Raw genomic sequence first — 17,426 nt, forward strand, 5'->3', positions numbered from 1 at the left:
CTCACGCCTCCTTCGTGTCGACGGGGGCGGACGCGCGACGGGTGCGGCGCAGCGGCGGCTTGGCGCCCAGTCGCTTCGGGTCGAGGCCGGACCAGCTGTGGCCCTCCGCGAAGAACTTCCTGCGGGCCATGAGCGTCATCAGCGGCTTGGTGAAGAAGAACACGACGACGACGTCGAGCACGGTGGTCAGACCGAGGGTGAACGCGAAGCCCTGGACCTTTCCGACGGTGACGATGAAGAGCACCGCGGCGGCGAGGAACGACACGAAGTCGGAGACCAGGATGGTGCGCCGGGCACGCGGCCAGGCGCGCTCGACTGCGGGCCGAAGGGAGCGGCCCTCGCGGATCTCGTCCCGGATGCGTTCGAAGAAGACGATGAACGAGTCCGCCGTGATACCGATCGCGACGATCGCGCCACACACGGCCGGCAGGTTCAGCGCGAAGCCGATGGCCGGGCCGAGCAGTGCCATGAGCACGTAGGTGAGGATCGCGGAGACGCCCAGGGAGGCGATGGCGATGGCCGACAGGCCGCGGTAGTAGAGCACCAGGTAGACGATGACCAGGGCGAGGCCGATGGCGCCGGCGATCAGTCCGGCGTGCAGCTGCTCTCCACCGAGCGCGGCGGTCACCGTGGTGACGCTGGACTCCTTGAAGGTGAGCGGCAGCGCGCCGTACTTCAGCATGTTGGCCAGGTCCTGGGCCTCGGTCTGCGTGAAGCTTCCGGAGATCTCCGCGGAGCCGCTCAGCTTCTGGCCGACGGACGGGTCGGAGACGACGTCACCGTCGAGGACGACGGCGAACTGGTTCTGCGGGCGCTGGTTCTGGGCGAGCTTGCCGGTGATGTCGGCGAACTTCTTGGAGCCACCGGACGTGAAGTCCATGGTGACCTTCCAGCCCGAGGCGTTCTGCGTGTCGAAGACAGCGGCGGCCTTGCTGATGTCCGTGCCGGACACCGCGGCCGGGCCGAGCACGTACTTCTGCCACTGGCCCGAGGAGTTGCCACAGGCCACGGTCGGCTCGGTCTCCTTGGCACCGACACCGGCCTTGGCGCGGGCGGCCTTGTCGGAGCAGTCGAGCGCGGCGTACTCGGACTGCAGCTTCGCGGTCGCGGGGTCCACGCTGGCGCTGGCCGAGGGGGCGGCGCTGGAGGAGGCCGAGGAGCTCGGGGTGCTGCTCGCCGACGGCGAGGAGCCCGCCTTCAGCGCGTCGGTGACGACGCGGCCCTGGGTGGTGGCGGAGGCCGACGGCGTCACGGAGGACGAGGAGGACGGGGTCGCCTTGTCCGTGGACTTGCCGGAGGCACTGCTGGAGGCACTCGGCGACGGGCTGGCCGACGCTGCGCCCGCGGTGACCTCCGTGGCGATCACGGGACGGAAGTAGAGCTTGGCGGTGGTGCCGACCTGGTCGCGGGCCTGCTTGGAGTTCGTGCCCTTGGGGATGTTGACAATGATGTTGTCGGATCCCTGGGTCTGAACCTCGGCCTCGGAGACGCCGAGACCGTTGACACGGCGGTTCATGATGTCGACCGCGGTGTTCATGTTGGTCTTGTTGATCGCGTTGGGCTGGCCCGGCTCGTTCTTCGCCGTGAGCGTGATGCTCGTGCCGCCGGCGAGATCGATGCCGAGACGCGGAGTGGTGTGCCCGGAGGCGAACATCCCCCCGGTGAGCGCCGCGATGGCGATCAGGATCAGGGCCAGCGAGCGCCCCGGCCTGCTCTGGGCGCTCGCGCTCCGGCCCTTCTTCGGTGCTGCCACCTTCTCGTACTCCCTCTCGGGCCGCCCTGCGCCGGGTGAGCGCGTGAACGGCCATGCCATGGTGTCGGGACTCCGTGCGAGAACAGCACGTCCCGGGAGGTACTGGGCGCGAGCGGATCGCGCCGCGCTCCCGGGTCGTGACTACTTCGCGTCGGCCTCGCCGTCGGTCTTCTTCGGCTCTGCTTCGTCGACGTCCACGGCCTTGTCGGCCTTCGCCTCGACGACCTCGTCGGCCGGCTTGTCCGCCGCGTCCTTCTTGCCGAGGTCGAGGGGCTTGTCGTCGGAGGCGTCGGAAGAGGCGTCGGCGGCGGGCTCGTCGGTCTCGGTGAGGGAGGAGGCGTCATCGGGCACGACCGTGCCGTCGGCCTTCAGGTCGTGCTCGATGCCGTGGACGATGCGGTTGTACTCGTCGTCCGTGAGGACGGCACCGATCGCGTTCTTCGCGAAGAGCAGGTCAACACCCGGGGCCGCGTCGAGGAGGACCGTGTCGTCGTTGACCTCCTTGACAGTGGCGTACATACCACCGATCGTGCGCACGCCGGAGCCGGGCTGCAGCTCGTTGCGCATGGAAGCCGCCTGCTGCTGCTTCTTCTTGGCCGATCGGGTCATCAGGAACATGGCCCCGATGAGCACGATGAAGGGGAGAAGGGTGTAGGGACTCACGGGTCGGGACTTCCTTCTTCGACCGCACCAGGTGAGCGGCCTGCTGGATGGGGGTATGTATGCCGTCGACAAGGGCGGCATCGGCGGAGTCTAAGCGAGTCCGCACTCAGGGAACAACGCTCAGCATGGCACCGGGGTTCCTGCCCCGGTACGCGCCCACGCCCTCACGCCCCGAACAGGTCTTCTTGTCCGTTTCCGCCTGCTGACCGGCGGGGTGGCGTGAGGCCGAGATGTGCCCATGCCGCTGGTGTCGCCACCCGGCCACGGGGAGTGCGGGCGAGGAGTCCCTCCCGTACGAGGAAGGGCTCGGCGACCTCCTCCACCGTCTCACGCTCCTCCCCCACAGCGACAGCAAGTGTGGACAATCCGACAGGGCCGCCGCCGAACAGCTTGATCAGGGCTTCGAGGACACCGCGGTCGAGACGGTCCAGTCCCCGGGCGTCGACCTCGTAGACCTTCAGTGCCGCACCGGCGATCTCCCGGGTGACGATCCCGTCCGCTCTGACCTGCGCGTAGTCGCGTACGCGGCGCAGCAGGCGGTTGGCGATGCGGGGCGTGCCGCGGGAGCGGCCGGCGATCTCCGCGGCGCCCTCGGTGTCGATCTCGACGTCGAGGAGTCCGGCGGAGCGGTGGATGACGCGCTCCAGCTCGGCGGGCTCGTAGAACTCCATGTGCGCGGTGAACCCGAAACGGTCGCGCAGCGGCGGCGGCAGCAGTCCCGCGCGCGTGGTGGCGCCGACCAGCGTGAACGGGGGCAGCTCCAACGGGATGGCGGTGGCGCCGGGGCCCTTGCCGACGATGACGTCGACGCGGAAGTCCTCCATCGCCATGTAGAGCATCTCCTCGGCGGGCCGGGACATGCGGTGGATCTCGTCGAGGAACAGGACCTCGCCCTCCTGGAGCGAGGAGAGGATCGCGGCGAGGTCTCCGGCGTGCTGGATGGCGGGGCCGCTGGTGATCCGGATGGGGGCGCCCATCTCGGCCGCGATGATCATGGAGAGGGTGGTCTTGCCGAGCCCGGGAGCGCCGGAGAGCAGCACATGGTCGGCGGTGGCACCCCGCGCGCGGGCGGCGCGCAGGACCAGGTCGAGCTGCTCACGGACCTTCTCCTGGCCGATGAACTCGTCCAGGTCCTTGGGGCGCAGGGCGGCCTCGACGGCCTGGTCCTCGCCGTCGGCGACCGATCCGACCAACCGCTCCGCGGCGGCGCCGACGAGCCGCTCGTCGGCGGCTTCGTCTCTCGTGTCGTCCCAGTTCATCGGTGGTGCCTCGCGGTCTCGTGGTGATGGGGCGGTCGGCGGTGCGGCGGGCGCGGGCCGCACCGGGGCGCGCGCCCGGCCCGGGGGCCGGGGCCGTTCAGCGTGCTCGGTTCAGGGTCTGCAGGGCGGCCCTGAGGAGCTGCCCGACCTGCGGGGTTCCCTCTGCGGCCTCGGCCTGCGGGGCGACGGCGGAGACCGCCTCGTCGGCCTCCCGGGTCGCGTACCCGAGGCCGACGAGCGCGGCGTGCAGCTGGTCGCGCCAGCCGGTCGTGACCGCCGTGCCGATGGCCTGGCCGCCGGTGCCGAGAGGCTCGCCGAGCCGGTCCTTGAGGTCGAGCAGCAGCTTCTGGGCGCCCTTCTTGCCGATGCCGGGGACGGCGATCAGCGCCTTCTCGTCCCCACTGGACACGGCACGGCGCAGGGCGTCCGGGGTGTGCACGGCCAGCATCGCCTGGGCGAGGCGCGGGCCGACTCCGCTCGCGGTCTGGAGCAGCTCGAAGACCTGGCGCTCGTCGTCGTCGGCGAAGCCGTAGAGCGTGAGCGAGTCCTCGCGGACGACGAGGGAGGTGGCGAGTCTGGCCTGCTGTCCGGTGCGGAGCCCGGCGAGCGTGCCCGGCGTGCACTGGACGGCGATGCCGATGCCGCCGACCTCGACCACCGCTGAGTCGGGGGCGAGGGCGGCGACCGGGCCGCTGACGAAGGCGATCATGCGGTACGGCCTTTCGATGCTTGGTGCGAGGCGTGCGCGGCCGCGGCCTGCTGGAATCTGTTCTGCGCTACGGCCCGGTCGGGGCCGATCCGCGCTGCGGCCTGCTGGAGTCTGCTCTGGGCGGGGGCGCGCCAGATGTGACAGATGGCGAGCGCGAGGGCGTCCGCCGCGTCCGCCGGCTTGGGGGGCTCGGCGAGCCGGAGCAGGCGGGTGACCATCGCGCCGACCTGGGCCTTGTCGGCACGTCCGTTGCCGGTGACGGCGGCCTTGACCTCGCTCGGGGTGTGCAGGGCGACGGGGATGCCGCGCCGGGCCGCGCAGAGCATGGCCACGGCACTGGCCTGGGCGGTGCCCATCACGGTCCGGACGTTGTGCTGGCTGAACACCCGCTCCACGGCGACGCATTCGGGCTCGTACTCGTCGAGCCACCGCTCGATGCCCTGCTCGATGGCGACCAGGCGCAGGCCCAGCTCGGCGTCCGCGGGGGTACGCACGACTCCGACGCCGCGCATGGTCAGGGGCCGGCCGGCGACTCCTTCGACCACCCCGACACCGCACCGGGTCAACCCGGGGTCAACACCCAGCACCCGCAACCGAGCTCTCCTTCGATCTCCCTGGCCACTCCTGGGAGGTATCCCCAGTTCGTGCAGGCTATCGGGTGCCACTGACAGAGCGACGGGCCGACGGGTGTGTCCCGTCGGCCCGTCGCTCGGTGCAAGCCCTGGATCAGGCGTCGACCTTCTCCATGACCTCGTCGCTGACGTCGAAGTTGGCGAAGACGTTCTGGACGTCGTCGCTGTCCTCCAGGGCGTCGATCAGCTTGAAGATCTTCCGGGCGCCCTCCTCGTCGAGCTCGACCTGCATGGTCGGGACGAAGTTGGCGTCGGCGGAGTCGTAGTCGATGCCGGCCTCCTGGAGCGCGGTGCGCACCGCGACCAGGTCGGTGGCCTCGGAGAGGACCTCGAAGCTCTCACCGAGGTCGTTGACCTCCTCGGCGCCCGCCTCGAGGACGGCACCGAGGACGTCGTCCTCGGTCAGCTCACCCTTGGGAACGACGATGACGCCCTTGCGGTTGAAGAGGTACGAGACGGAGCCGGGGTCGGCCATGTTCCCGCCGTTGCGGGTCATGGCGACGCGCACGTCGGAGGCGGCGCGGTTGCGGTTGTCGGTGAGGCACTCGATGAGCACGGCGACACCGTTCGGGCCGTAACCCTCGTACATGATCGTCTCGTAGTCGGCGCCACCGGCTTCGAGACCGGCGCCGCGCTTGACCGCGGAGTCGATGTTCTTGTTCGGGACCGAGCTCTTCTTGGCCTTCTGGATGGCGTCGAACAGCGTCGGGTTGCCGGACACGTCGGCGCCACCGGTCCGGGCCGCGACCTCGATGTTCTTGATCATCTTCGCGAAGAGCTTGCCGCGCTTGGCGTCGATCACGGCCTTCTTGTGCTTCGTCGTAGCCCATTTAGAGTGGCCGGACATCTGCCTGTCTCCTTCGCGTAACCCAACCTGTACCGGACTCCCCCAGGCATCGCGAGCCTGGGAAGACCCCACAGATCCTACAAGGACGCCGGTGTCCGGTTCGCCCGCACCATCTCGACGAACAAACCGTGCACGCGGTGGTCGCCCGTCAGTTCCGGGTGGAACGACGTGGCCAGCGCGTTCCCCTGGCGCACCGCGACGATGTGGCCGCCGTGCTCGGCGAGCACCTCGGCCTCGGCACCCACGGACTCGACCCAGGGGGCGCGGATGAAGACGCCCTCCACAGGATCGCCCTCGACGCCCCGGACGTCGACCGCCGCCTCGAAGGACTCGTTCTGCCGTCCGAAGGCGTTGCGGCGCACGATCATGTCGATGCCGCCGATCGTCTCCTGGCCCGAGCGCGGGTCGAGGATCTTGTCGGCGAGCATGATCATGCCGGCGCAGGTGCCGTAGACGGGCATGCCGTCCCGCACACGCGCGCGCAGGGGCTCCATCACTCCGAAGAGGACGGCCAGTTTGGAGATGGTGGTGGACTCGCCGCCCGGGATGACCAGACCGTCCACCTCCGCGATCTCCTCGGGGCGCCGCACCGGCCTGGCCACGGCGTCCGCCGCGGCCAGGGCGATGAGGTGTTCCCGTACGTCGCCCTGGAGAGCCAGGACACCGATCACAGGAGTGCTCATGTGACTACCAGCCGCGGTTGGCGTAGCGCTCGGTCTCGGGGAGGGTGTCGCAGTTGATGCCGACCATGGCCTCGCCGAGGTTGCGGGACGCGTCCGCGATGATCTTCGGGTCGTCGTAGAAGGTGGTGGCCTTCACGATGGCGGCGGCGCGCTTGGCCGGGTCACCGGACTTGAAGATGCCGGAGCCGACGAAGACGCCCTCGGCACCGAGCTGACGCATGAGGGCGGCGTCGGCGGGGGTGGCGACACCACCGGCGGAGAACAGGACGACCGGGAGCTTGCCGAGCTCGGCGACCTCCTTGACGATCTCGTACGGGGCGCGCAGCTCCTTGGCGGCGGCGTACAGCTCGTTGTTGTCGAAACCGCGCAGCCTGGCGATCTCGTTCTTGATCTGGCGCAGGTGGCGGACGGCCTCGACGACGTTGCCGGTGCCGGCCTCACCCTTGGAGCGGATCATGGCCGCGCCCTCGGCGATCCGGCGCAGGGCCTCGCCCAGGTTGGTGGCGCCGCAGACGAAGGGGGTGGTGAACGCCCACTTGTCGGAGTGGTTGACCTCGTCGGCCGGGGTGAGGACCTCGGACTCGTCGATGTAGTCGACGCCGAGGGACTGCAGGACCTGGGCCTCGACGAAGTGGCCGATGCGGGACTTGGCCATCACCGGGATGGAGACCGCTTCGATGATCTCCTCGATCATGTTCGGGTCCGACATCCGGGCGACGCCGCCGTCCTTGCGGATGTCGGCGGGCACCCGCTCCAGGGCCATGACGGCCACGGCGCCGGCATCCTCGGCGATCTTCGCCTGCTCGGCGTTGACCACGTCCATGATCACGCCGCCCTTGAGCTGCTCGGCCATGCCGCGCTTGACGCGGGCGGTGCCGATCGCGGAGTTCTCAGCGGGCTGGGCGGAGTTGGAGAGCGTGCTGGACACGGGATGACCTCACTCGGGGAAAGAGGATTTGAGCTCTTCGAGGAAACGCGAGGCGACCAGGCCACTGCAAGGGCCAATGGGGAGGCGGTGGATCGTTTTCGTTCCCGGACACCCCCGCGGTTCAGGTCGTCGGGCGGTCCGCCAGGGCCGTCGGGGGCTCGTCGTCCATCTCGAAGGCCATCGGGAACGAGGCGTGGCCCGCGAGGCGGAACCAACGGACCTTGCGGTGGCGGCGCAGGGCGCGGGCGGCGCGTACGGCGTCGTTGTGGAAGCGCCGCGCCATCGGCACCCGGCGCACGGCCTGGGCCAGCTCGCCGGCCGCCTCCTCGCCACCGGGCACCTGGCGGACCGCCTCGACCTGCTGGGTCTCCCCGAACACCGCCCGCAGGGCCTGGCTCAGCTCGCTCTCGGCGACCTCGCGCTGCTCCTCCTCGGCCTGCCGCGCAGCGTGTGCCGCTTCGTAGAGCACGATCGAGGCGGCAGGGTCGAGGACTCCGGAGGTGGCCAGCTCCTGGGTCACGGAGGCCCGGCGCAGCAGCTGCGCGTCGAGGGCGGCACGGGCGGCGTCGATGCGAGCGTGCAGCCGGTCGAGACGCCCGGCGGTCCAGCTCAGGTAGAGGCCGATCGCGACGAGGCCGACGAGGATCCAGATGAGGGTTGCGGTCACGGGCGGCAAGGCTACCCGTGTGGGCGCGCGGGCCCTTCAGGTCCCGTACGCCGTGCGGGCCCCTCAGGTCCCGTGCGTCAGGTGGGCCGCCCTGTCGGGGCGAGGAGTCGGACGGGTTCCCGGCGGGGCCACGACGCGAGGTCCGCCGCTCGGTGTCCGCCGCGTGGTGTCCGCCGCGTGGGGCGGGGCGCCGGAGTACGGGCCGCCGCACCCCGTCGCTCGGGTCCGGGGATCCGCGGACGGCACCGCACACACCCGGATGGGCGGACCATGCCGTGTGACGCGAGGGACGGCGGGGTCCGCGGAGCAGCGGCCCGTCCCGCGCGTACCGGACGGTCGGGTTCAGGCCGTTCTCGGCTCGGGGGACCGTCGGTGTCCCGTCCCGGGAGCGGACCGGCCTGCCCGCGCGGAGGTTGCGGCTCCGCAGCGCCGCGCGCCCCGCCCGGGAGCTCGGTGCGGGGGCAGTCCGGCAGCTCGGTGCGGGGCCAGTCCGGGAGCTCGGTGCGGGGGCAGTCCGGGAGCTCGGTGCGGGGCCAGTCCGGGAGCTCGGTGCGGGGGGCTGGGAGCTCTGTGCGGGGGCCGGTCCGGGAGTTCCGTGCGGGGGCCGGACCGGTGGGCCGGACCCTTCCCGGCGCGAGCAGGACCGGCCTGCCCGGGCGCGAGGGCCCTGGTTCTACCGGGTGCCGGGTGCCGGGCCGCGCCAGGACGAACGGTCCTTCGCCACCCGGGAGTTCGGTGCGGGGGCTGCCGAGTCCGGGCGGGTACGGACTCGTTCAGTCCCGGGCCAGGCCGAAGCGGGCGCGGAGTCCTGTGCGTTCGTCCGTGGCCACCGCGGCCGCGCCGTCCGTGACGGTCTCGTACACGGAGAGAATGTCCGCGCCGACCGTCGACCAGTCGAAGCGACGCACGTGGGCGCTCCCCCGCTCGCGCAGTCCGGCCCGGCGCTCCGGGTCGGCGAGCAGGCGCACCGCGGCCGTGGCCAGGGCGTCCGCGTCCTCGTTGGCGAACAGCTCACCCGCGGAGCCCTGGTCGAGTACCTGGGCGAACGCGTCGAGATCGGCGGCGAGCACCGGCGCTCCGGCGGACATCGCCTCGACCAGGATGATCCCGAAGCTCTCACCGCCCGTGTTGGGCGCGACGTAGAGGTCGACGCTGCGCAGGAAGCGGGCCTTGTCCTCGTCGCTGATCATGCCGAGGAACTCGACGCGTGAGCGCATCTCGGCGGGCAGCGACTCCACGGCCTCCTTCTCGTCGCCGCGTCCGGCGACCAGCAGTCGCGTCTGCGGGCGCTCGGCCAGGATCTTCGGCAGGGCCTTCATGAGCACCGGCAGGCCCTTGCGCGGCTCGTCGATACGGCCGATGAAGCCGATGGTGTCGCCCTGCCACTCGGGCTTGGGCTTGGCGCGGGCGAAGAAGTCGACGTCGACGCCGTTCGGGATGACGACCGCGTCACCGCCGAGGTGTTCGACGAGGGTGCGCCGGGCGTACTCGCTCACGGCGATCCGCGCGCTGATCTTCTCCAGGGCGGCCTGGAGGATGGAGTACGCGGCGACCATCGCCCGGGAGCGCGGGTTGGAGGTGTGGAAGGTGGCGACGATGGGCCCTTGCGCGGCCCAGCACGCGAGCAGGCCGAGCGACGGCGAGGTCGGCTCGTGGATGTGGATCACGTCGAAGGTGCCGTCGTGCAGCCAGCGCCGTACCCTGGCCGCCGACAGGAAGCCGAAGTTCAGCCGGGCCACCGAGCCGTTGTACGGCACCGGGACCGCACGGCCGGCCGAGACGACGTACGGCGGCAGGGGGGTGTCGTCGTCCGCGGGGGCGAGGACGGAGACCTCGTGCCCCAGGCCGATGAGGTGCTCGGCCAGGTCGCGGATGTGGAACTGGACGCCGCCCGGGACGTCCCAGGAGTACGGGCAGACGATGCCGATCCTCACGGGGTCCTCTTCTCGGAGTCCTGCGCACTCGGCTCCTCCTGGGGAGCCTTCCCGGGGTCGAGGTCCTTGAGCCACAAACGCTGCAACATGTGCCAGTCCTCCGGGTGGTCGGCGATGCCGCTGGCGAAGGCGTCGGCCAGCGCCTGTGTCATGACAGACGTCTTCTCGGCACGGGTACCTGACTCGGGGACCTCGACGGGCGGATGCACCCGGCCCCGCATGACGGGCGAGTCGTCGTACCAGAGGGTCACGGGCAGGAGGATGGCACCGGTCTGCTGGGCCAGCAGGGCCGGCCCCGCGGGCATCCGGGTCGCCTCCCCGAAGAACTCCACCTCGACGCCCGAAGCGGACAGGTCCCGTTCGGCGACCAGGCAGATCAGTCCGCCGTCACGCAGCCGCCGGGCCAGCGTGGCGAACGCGGCACCCCCGCTGTGCGGCAGGACCTCCATACCGAGGCCCTCGCGGTAGGCGACGAAACGGTCGTACAGCGATTCGGGCCTGAGGCGCTCGGCGACGGTCGTGAACGGCGTCTTCAGACCGGTGGTGACCCAGGCGCCCGCGAGGTCCCAGTTCGCCATGTGCGGCAGCGCCAGAATGAGGCCCCGGTCCGAGGCGATCCCGTCGGTGAGGCGGTGCACGTCCTCGATCTCGAACCCGTTCCGCACCCGCTCCTCGCTCCACGCGGGAAGCCGGAACGACTCCATCCAGTAGCGCAGGTACGAGCGCATGCCGGCCCTGGAGAGCTCGGCGAGCCGCTCGGGTGTCGCGTCCGGCACCACGCGCGCGTAGTTGCTCTCCAGGCGCTGGATCCCCTTGCCGCGCTTCTTCCACGCGATGTCGGCGATCGTGCGGCCGAGGCGAACGGCGACCGGTTCGGGGAGCTTCTTGACGGTGCTCCAGCCGAGCGCGTAGGCCCCGTCGACCAGCCTGTCCCGGAGGCTGGTCACGAGGTGGCCTCACTGTTCTGGGCGGCTTCCGCGGCGTCGGCCTCGGCGGCTTCCCGGCGGACGGTGACGACCCGCTGGATCAGCGTCACGAGGCTGCCGACGGCGACGATCCACAGCGCGATGGGCAGCAGCACCTGGATGCCGGGCACGCCGAAGGTGTGCAGGCCGGCCAGACCGGCCGCGACCAGGGAGATCACCAGCCGCTCGGCGCGCTCGACGAGACCGTTGACCGCGACCGGCAGACCGATCGACTCGCCGCGGGCCTTGGTGTACGACACCACCTGGCCGCTGGCGAGGCAGAAGATCGAGACGGCGCACAGCACGTTGTCGTCGCCGTTGCCCGCGTACCAGAGCGCGAAGCCGCCGAAGATCGCGCCGTCGGCGACCCGGTCGAGCGTGGAGTCCAGGAAGGCGCCCCAGCGGCTGGAGCGGCCGAGCTGGCGCGCCATGTTCCCGTCGACCAGGTCCGAGAACACGAAGAGCGTGATGACGATCGTTCCCCAGAAGAACTCTCCCTGGGGGTAGAAGACCAGCGCGCCCGCCATGACTCCGGCCGTGCCCAGGAGGGTGACCGTGTCGGGGCTTACCCCCCGGCGGATGAGAAACGCGGCGAACGGTGTGAGGACACGCGTGAAGAATGCACGCGCGTACTTGTTCAGCATGGCCTTCCCGAGGGTCGGTGTCGCCGGACGGCCCCTGCTGGCCGTCGGCTGGCCCATCGTAGCCACGCGTGCGCTTGTGCGATGGTCGGGCACCCGCACCCCGTGTCACGACCCGATGCCGCTGGTGTCACGGCGCGATCGCGTCCACCGTATGGACGCACCATGACGCGAGTGCAAAGCTCGAAGACACCGCGGGCGTCACCGGAGCCGCCACCACTGGGGGTGCCCCCGGACGGAGTCTGGGGAAGGCCTCGGTATGTCCCGCGCCCACAGAGACCTCACCGTGCACGGGAGGCAAGGCCATGGGCGACAAGGCGAACACACACACCGGAGCCGCCGGCAGGGCTACGGCGGCCGACCACCCCGCGTCCGTACGGAATGTGGTGCTGGTCGGCCACAGCGGATCGGGCAAGACGACATTGGTGGAGGCTCTCGCTCTGACGGCGGGAGCAGTGAACCGGGCGGGCCGCGTGGAGGACGGCGGCACCGTCTCCGACTACGACGAGATCGAGCACCGGCAGCAGCGTTCGGTGCAGCTCTCCCTGGTACCCGTCGACTGGGACGGATACAAGATCAACATTCTGGACACACCCGGGTACGCCGATTTCGTCGGGGAACTGAGGGCCGGTCTGCGAGCGGCGGACGCGGCCCTTTTCGTCGTCTCGGCCTCGGACGGGGTGGACGGCTCGACCCGGATGCTGTGGGAGGAGTGCGCGGCCGTCGGCATGCCCCGGGCCATCGTCGTCACCCACCTCGAATCGGCCCGGTCGGACTTCGAGGGGATGACCCGCACCTGCGCGGAGGCGTTCGGCGGGGACGACCCCGACGCCGTACTTCCGCTGTACCTGCCGCTGCACGGCGCCGAGGCACCGGACGGGCACGCGCCCGTGACCGGCCTGATCGGACTGCTCACCCGGCAGCTGTTCGACTACTCCTCGGGGGAGCGCAAGGAGGCGGAGCCGGGACCCGAGCAGCAACCGCTCATCGAGGCGGCCCGCAACCGGCTGATCGAGGGGATCATCGCCGAGAGCGAGGACGAGACCCTCATGGACCGCTATCTCGGCGGCGAGGAGATCGACCTCAAGACACTCGTGCAGGACCTGGAACGGGCCGTGGCACGAGGGAGTTTCTTCCCCGTGCTGGCCGCGGCGCCGGCCGCCGACGGAGCCCGGCAGGGGCTCGGCACGGTCGAGCTCCTCGAACTGATCACCGGCGGTTTCCCCACCCCCCTGGAGCGCCCGGCTCCCACGGTGACCACGCCGGACGGCGCCGCGCGCGAGGTGAAGGCCTGCGACCCGGACGGGCCGCTGGTCGCGGAGGTCGTCAAGACCGCGTCCGACCCGTACGTCGGGCGCATCTCCCTGGTCCGGGTCTTCTCCGGAACCCTGCGCCCCGATGAGACGGTGCATGTCTCGGGGCACGGGCTGACCGACCGCGGACACGAGGACCACGACGTCGACGAGCGGATCGGCGCCCTGTCCGGCCCCTTCGGCAAACAGCAGCGCGCCCTCACGCACTGCATCGCGGGCGACCTCGCCTGTGTCGCGAAACTGAACCGCGCCGAGACGGGCGACACCCTTTCGGCCAAGGGCGACCCGCTGCTCATGGAACCCTGGCAGATGCCCGACCCGCTGCTCCCGCTCGCCATCGAGGCGCACAGCAAGGCGGACGAGGACAAGCTCTCGCAGGGGCTCGGCCGGCTGGTGGCCGAGGACCCCACGATGCGCCTGGAGCAGAATCCGAACACCCATCAGGTCGTCCTGTGGTGCCTGGGCGAGGCGCACGCGGACGTCGCCCTGGAACGGCTGCGCAACCGGTACGGCGTGCAGGTCGACGTGGTCCCGCACAAGGTCTCCCTGCGGGAGACGTTCGCCGACGCCTCCACCGGGCGCGGCCGCCATGTGAAGCAGTCCGGCGGGCACGGCCAGTTCGCGATCTGCGAGATCGAGGTCGAACCGCTGCCCGGCGGTTCGGGCATCGAGTTCGTCGACAAGGTCGTCGGCGGCGCCGTGCCCCGGCAGTTCATCCCGTCCGTCGAGAAGGGGGTGCGCGCCCAGGCCGCCAAGGGCGTGGCAGCGGGCTATCCGCTCATCGACGTACGGGTCACGCTGCTCGACGGCAAGGCGCACTCGGTGGACTCCTCCGACGCCGCCTTCCAGACGGCGGGCGCGCTCGCGCTGCGCGAGGCGGCCCGCGACACCAGGATCCATCTCCTGGAGCCGGTGGCCGAGGTGACCGTCCTGGTCGGCGACGACTACGTGGGCGCGGTGATGAGCGACCTGTCGGGACGGCGCGGCCGGGTCGTCGGCACCGAGCAGTCGGGCAACGGACGCACGCTCGTCCGGGCCGAGGTGCCGGAGATCGAGATCGGGCGGTACGCCGTGGACCTGCGGTCCGTCTCCCACGGCACCGCGCGCTTCGACCGGCGTTACGCGCGGCACGAGCCCATGCCTCAGCAGGTCGCCGAGCGGCTGCGCGAACAGGCCCCGGGCACCTGAAAGTCGGGGGAATCCACAGGGGACTTCGCTCGGGGCTTCATTCGTCGGTGGGCGGCTTCCGCCGTCCGCCGACGAATGTCGGCCCCGGCCGATACTCTGAGAACCTGATCAAGACGAAGACCTGATCAACAGGTGTGCGGGACACCGAAGTCGGGAAAGCCGCAGGAGCGGGTGCGGCGGCGATGGGGGCGGAAGTGGCGTTCGACGGTTTCGATTTCACTCCCGGGGCGCAGGTGCCGCTCACGGGCACCGCGGGGCAGACTGCGGCGACCTTCGCCCTGGCCTCGGCGGCGTACCGCGACAGTCCGGTGGAGGAGATCCTCAAGGCCGACAACGAATGGCACCAGTCCACGGTCAAGGCCGGGCGGATGAAGCTGTTCGCGCCGAACCTCGGCGAGGCCTTCGCGGGGGCCGTCACGGCCCGCATGCTGGGGGCGGGCCGCAAACCGCTCATCCAGTCCTTCGGAACCGAGCCGCAGGTCATCGTGGAGCACTGTCTCGCGGCGACCAACATCCGCCGGGAGCGCGACAACTGGCTGTCGGCCGTCATGGTGCTGTGCGGAATACTGTTCCTGCCCGGACTGCTGGTGTGGCTGCTCGTCTTCCAGATCCGTACGCAGATCGCCAAGCGCGCGGACAAGCGCGGTTCCGCGCTCGGCACCACACTCCTGGTCGCCGTCGGCGCGCTGGCCGTCCTCTTCCTCGTCCGTATGCCGTTCACGGGCTTCTGGGCCTGGTACGCGCGCGCCTCGGTGGTCCTGCCCGTCGTCGGCTGGCTGTGGGCGAAGCAGATCTGCGAGCGCACCGCCAGGGATCTGCGGGCGCGCTGGGACAACCTGCTGTCGGGCGGCGGAATCGGCGCCAAGATTCCCGAGGCGGTCCCCGGCAGCCCCGGTGAGACGGCGGCGGAGCGGCTGCGGCAGGCGCTCGCCCGGCTCACCGCGGAACAGCAGTCCAACTCGGTCTTCTACGCGGGCCCCAAGGGCATACTCGGCATGGGCACCCGGTGGGGCAGCTGGCAGCTGGCCGAGGACCTGGTGGCGCGGGACGCGAAGAAGGAGATCCACCCGTTCCGCAGCTGGGACGTCATCCGCAACATCCACGACCAGTTGCGCATGCTGGAGCGCGGCCCGCTCAACACCGGTGGTTTTCCGGCGCCTTCGATAAAGCACTGGATCGTCACACCGATCGGCGAGAACGCGAAGGAAGTGTCCCGGCCGGGCGGCACGGACGTCGACGCCTACACGATCAAGACGCACGCCGTGCAGGACATCTGCAACAAGCAGCAGTTCGGCAGCGGCGACCGGCACTATCTCGGGGTCCAGTGGACGCTCTGGGACGGCCAGTTGATCATCACCATGATGATCACGGTGACCGTGCTGCACCAGACGCTGCGCATCGAGGTGACCGGGCACGCGCTGGGGCCGGTGAACCCGCTCTTCACCAGCAAGCCGGAGGCCCCGACCAAGGAGGTCGCGAAGGCCGTCAAGTTCTGGGAGACCCGCAAGGTCAGTCTCCCGCTGGTCACCGCGGACGAGGTCGTGCGGCTCGCCGCACGGGCGCCCCTCACCTGGTATCCGCCGCTGCTGAACTGGCTCGGCGGGAGTCTGGCCCTGCCCGAGCCCTTCGGACTGCGGCACGCCTGGGCCGATCAGCCTTGGCGGCACCGCTTCATGGCGGACGACGCGCTGCGGGCCGCGACACCCGTGCTGCGCGTGGTGCACACGGCGGCGCTCAAGGTCCTCGATGAGAACGGCGTCGACACGGAGAAGTTCGGCAACCGCTCGGCCTTCCTCAGCACGTCGGTGCAGGACGCCTCGCCGCGCAAGGCCGACCTGTACGACGCGTAGACGCGCGGCGGGGAAGCCCGGGTGCCCGCCGTACGCGGGCGGGTCCGGCGGAGGACGGGGCGCCGCAGGAGGCGCCCCGGACCGGGCTACGCGGTCGGCCAGGCCTCGGCCAGCATCTTGCGGGTGTCCGCGAGGAGTTGGGGCAGGACCTTGGTGTGGCCGACGACCGGCATGAAGTTGGTGTCGCCGCCCCAGCGGGGCACGATGTGCTGGTGCAGATGGGCGGCGATGCCGGCGCCCGCGACCGAGCCCTGGTTCATGCCGATGTTGAAGCCATGGGCGCCGGAGGCGGTGCGCAGGGCGGTCATGGCCTGCTTGGTCAGCTCACCGAGTTCGGCGGTCTCCGGCCCGGTGAGGTCCGTGTAGTCGGCGACGTGCCGGTAGGGCACGACCATCAGGTGCCCGCCGTTGTACGGGTAGAGGTTGAGCACCGCGTACACCTGTTCGCCGCGCCTCACGATCAGCCCGTCCTCGTCGGACTTGGCCGGAATCGAGCAGAAGGGACAGCCGTCCTCGGCACCCGGACCGGTGGGCTTGTTCTCGCCCTGGATGTAGGCCATCCGGTGGGGCGTCCAAAGGCGCTGGAACGCGTCCCGCGTCCCCACTCCGATCTGCTGCTCCGGCTCACTCGTCATGTGTTGCAGCATATTGCTTCGCCCGTTCGCGGCGTGTCGGCGGGTGCCGGGCAACGGGGCCTCCGGCGAAGCTTTGGCCATGGACGACGACAGCCCGATGATCCGCTGGGAGCAGCGCACCGAGGTACCGCTGGGGGTCGCGTCGCTGCTGTTCCTCGCCGCGTACGCGGTCCATGTGCTGGCGCACGGTCTGCCCCAGGCCGGACGGGAAGCCTGCCTCGCGGTGATCGCGGTCACCTGGGCGGCGTTCCTCGTCGACTACCTGGTGCTGTGGCGGCTGAGCGGACAGGGCCCCCGCTTCGTTCACCGTCATCTGCTGGACACCGTGGTGCTCGTCCTGCCCCTCCTGCGTCCGCTGCGGGTCGTCAAGCTCTACGACGCCGTGCTGCGGCGCCGCGGAGAGCCACGGCTCCCGCTGTACGCGCGGGTGATGTTCTACGCGGGCATCGCGGTCCTGCTGCTCGGATTCTCGGGCTCCCTCGCCGTCTACCAGGCGGAGTACCAGGCACCGCACGCGACGATCGTCACCTTCGGCGACTCGGTGTGGTGGGCCGCCTCCACGCTCTCGACGGTCGGGTACGGGGACGTGACGCCGGTGACGCCGAGGGGGCGCGTGATCGCGGTCGTCATGATGGTGTGCGGTCTGGCACTGCTCGGCGCGGTGACGGGGTCGTTCTCCTCGTGGCTGCTGCAGGTGTTCCGCCGTGAGGGCGACGAAAAGCCCCCGGGGAGCTGAGCTTCCCGGGGGCTTCCCGTCAT

16 protein-coding genes are annotated in these 17,426 nt (G+C 70.7%); 3 read left to right on the plus strand and 13 right to left on the minus strand.

Features of this window, described 5'->3' with window-relative positions:
- Position 1: 1 nt before the first annotated feature.
- The 12 genes from secD to pgsA form a co-directional block, all read right to left on the minus strand.
- Positions 2-1,753 carry a protein translocase subunit SecD gene (gene secD / locus ACFYW8_RS18135; protein WP_389075656.1) on the minus strand — a complete coding sequence of 584 codons (1,752 nt, stop codon included), beginning with the start codon at positions 1,751-1,753 and terminating at the stop codon, positions 2-4.
- 141 nt (positions 1,754-1,894) lie between these two features.
- Positions 1,895-2,416, minus strand: coding sequence for a preprotein translocase subunit YajC (gene yajC, locus ACFYW8_RS18140; RefSeq protein ID WP_389075660.1), 522 nt, complete (start codon positions 2,414-2,416; stop codon positions 1,895-1,897).
- 164 nt (positions 2,417-2,580) lie between these two features.
- Complete coding sequence (ruvB, locus tag ACFYW8_RS18145) at positions 2,581-3,675, minus strand: Holliday junction branch migration DNA helicase RuvB (RefSeq protein WP_365879368.1); 1,095 nt, start codon at positions 3,673-3,675, stop codon at positions 2,581-2,583.
- 97 nt (positions 3,676-3,772) lie between these two features.
- Positions 3,773-4,384 (minus strand): Holliday junction branch migration protein RuvA, encoded by a 612-nt coding sequence (ruvA, locus tag ACFYW8_RS18150; protein WP_389075668.1) that lies wholly within the window; start codon positions 4,382-4,384, stop codon positions 3,773-3,775.
- Complete coding sequence (gene ruvC, locus ACFYW8_RS18155) at positions 4,381-4,977, minus strand: crossover junction endodeoxyribonuclease RuvC (RefSeq protein ID WP_365879364.1); 597 nt, start codon at positions 4,975-4,977, stop codon at positions 4,381-4,383. Before ruvC ends, ruvA begins: the two co-directional genes overlap by 4 nt.
- A 133-nt stretch (positions 4,978-5,110) precedes the next feature.
- Positions 5,111-5,863 (minus strand): YebC/PmpR family DNA-binding transcriptional regulator, encoded by a 753-nt coding sequence (locus tag ACFYW8_RS18160; protein ID WP_365879362.1) that lies wholly within the window; start codon positions 5,861-5,863, stop codon positions 5,111-5,113.
- Positions 5,864-5,940: 77 nt separating this feature from the next.
- Entirely contained in the window at positions 5,941-6,546 is a 606-nt protein-coding gene (gene pdxT / locus ACFYW8_RS18165; protein ID WP_389075677.1) for a pyridoxal 5'-phosphate synthase glutaminase subunit PdxT, read from the minus strand.
- A gap of 4 nt (positions 6,547-6,550) precedes the next feature.
- Positions 6,551-7,399, minus strand: a complete 849-nt coding sequence (gene pdxS / locus ACFYW8_RS18170; protein ID WP_389076213.1) for a pyridoxal 5'-phosphate synthase lyase subunit PdxS — start codon at positions 7,397-7,399, stop codon at positions 6,551-6,553.
- Positions 7,400-7,595: 196 nt separating this feature from the next.
- On the minus strand, positions 7,596-8,141 hold the full coding sequence (locus ACFYW8_RS18175; protein WP_365879356.1) for a hypothetical protein: 546 nt from the start codon (positions 8,139-8,141) through the stop codon (positions 7,596-7,598).
- 773 nt (positions 8,142-8,914) lie between these two features.
- On the minus strand, positions 8,915-10,075 hold the full coding sequence (locus ACFYW8_RS18180) for a glycosyltransferase family 4 protein (protein WP_365879354.1): 1,161 nt from the start codon (positions 10,073-10,075) through the stop codon (positions 8,915-8,917).
- The gene (locus ACFYW8_RS18185; protein WP_389075683.1) at positions 10,072-11,022 is read right to left on the minus strand and encodes a phosphatidylinositol mannoside acyltransferase; all 951 of its coding nucleotides are present in this window, start codon (positions 11,020-11,022) and stop codon (positions 10,072-10,074) included. The genes ACFYW8_RS18180 and ACFYW8_RS18185 overlap by 4 nt, the downstream gene beginning before the upstream one ends.
- Positions 11,019-11,741, minus strand: coding sequence for a phosphatidylinositol phosphate synthase (gene pgsA / locus ACFYW8_RS18190; protein WP_365879444.1), 723 nt, complete (start codon positions 11,739-11,741; stop codon positions 11,019-11,021). The genes ACFYW8_RS18185 and pgsA overlap by 4 nt, the downstream gene beginning before the upstream one ends.
- Positions 11,742-11,986: 245 nt before the next feature.
- Here pgsA and ACFYW8_RS18195 point away from each other — a divergent pair, with 245 nt between their 5' ends.
- Together ACFYW8_RS18195 and ACFYW8_RS18200 are read left to right on the plus strand one after the other, a co-directional pair.
- Positions 11,987-14,182 carry an elongation factor G-like protein EF-G2 gene (locus tag ACFYW8_RS18195; protein WP_389075687.1) on the plus strand — a complete coding sequence of 732 codons (2,196 nt, stop codon included), beginning with the start codon at positions 11,987-11,989 and terminating at the stop codon, positions 14,180-14,182.
- A 182-nt stretch (positions 14,183-14,364) separates the two neighbouring features.
- Positions 14,365-16,032 carry a hypothetical protein gene (locus ACFYW8_RS18200; RefSeq protein WP_389075689.1) on the plus strand — a complete coding sequence of 556 codons (1,668 nt, stop codon included), beginning with the start codon at positions 14,365-14,367 and terminating at the stop codon, positions 16,030-16,032.
- Positions 16,033-16,118: 86 nt separating this feature from the next.
- Here the strand turns inward: ACFYW8_RS18200 and ACFYW8_RS18205 are convergent, their stop codons facing one another.
- Positions 16,119-16,679 (minus strand): HIT family protein, encoded by a 561-nt coding sequence (locus ACFYW8_RS18205; protein ID WP_389075694.1) that lies wholly within the window; start codon positions 16,677-16,679, stop codon positions 16,119-16,121.
- 67 nt (positions 16,680-16,746) lie between these two features.
- Between ACFYW8_RS18205 and ACFYW8_RS18210 the strand changes: the two genes are divergently transcribed.
- Positions 16,747-17,403, plus strand: coding sequence for a potassium channel family protein (locus tag ACFYW8_RS18210; RefSeq protein ID WP_389075699.1), 657 nt, complete (start codon positions 16,747-16,749; stop codon positions 17,401-17,403).
- Positions 17,404-17,426 lie beyond the last annotated feature (23 nt).

Origin of the sequence: Streptomyces sp. NPDC002742 (assembly GCF_042888885.1) — a bacterium.
GTDB lineage: Bacteria > Actinomycetota > Actinomycetes > Streptomycetales > Streptomycetaceae > Streptomyces.

What these genes read in the sequence shown, in the direction of transcription:
- ruvB (WP_365879368.1), bottom strand. Translation starts at nt 3,675, where the DNA reads ATGAACTGGGACGACACGAGAGACGAAGCCGCCGACGAGCGGCTCGTC.
- ruvA (WP_389075668.1), bottom strand. Translation starts at nt 4,384, where the DNA reads ATGATCGCCTTCGTCAGCGGCCCGGTCGCCGCCCTCGCCCCCGACTCA.
- ACFYW8_RS18160 (WP_365879362.1), bottom strand. Translation starts at nt 5,863, where the DNA reads ATGTCCGGCCACTCTAAATGGGCTACGACGAAGCACAAGAAGGCCGTG.
- pdxT (WP_389075677.1), bottom strand. Translation starts at nt 6,546, where the DNA reads ATGAGCACTCCTGTGATCGGTGTCCTGGCTCTCCAGGGCGACGTACGG.
- pdxS (WP_389076213.1), bottom strand. Translation starts at nt 7,399, where the DNA reads ATGGCCGAGCAGCTCAAGGGCGGCGTGATCATGGACGTGGTCAACGCC.
- pgsA (WP_365879444.1), bottom strand. Translation starts at nt 11,741, where the DNA reads ATGGGCCAGCCGACGGCCAGCAGGGGCCGTCCGGCGACACCGACCCTC.
- ACFYW8_RS18195 (WP_389075687.1), top strand. Translation starts at nt 11,987, where the DNA reads ATGGGCGACAAGGCGAACACACACACCGGAGCCGCCGGCAGGGCTACG.
- ACFYW8_RS18200 (WP_389075689.1), top strand. Translation starts at nt 14,365, where the DNA reads ATGGGGGCGGAAGTGGCGTTCGACGGTTTCGATTTCACTCCCGGGGCG.
- ACFYW8_RS18205 (WP_389075694.1), bottom strand. Translation starts at nt 16,679, where the DNA reads ATGCTGCAACACATGACGAGTGAGCCGGAGCAGCAGATCGGAGTGGGG.
- ACFYW8_RS18210 (WP_389075699.1), top strand. Translation starts at nt 16,747, where the DNA reads ATGGACGACGACAGCCCGATGATCCGCTGGGAGCAGCGCACCGAGGTA.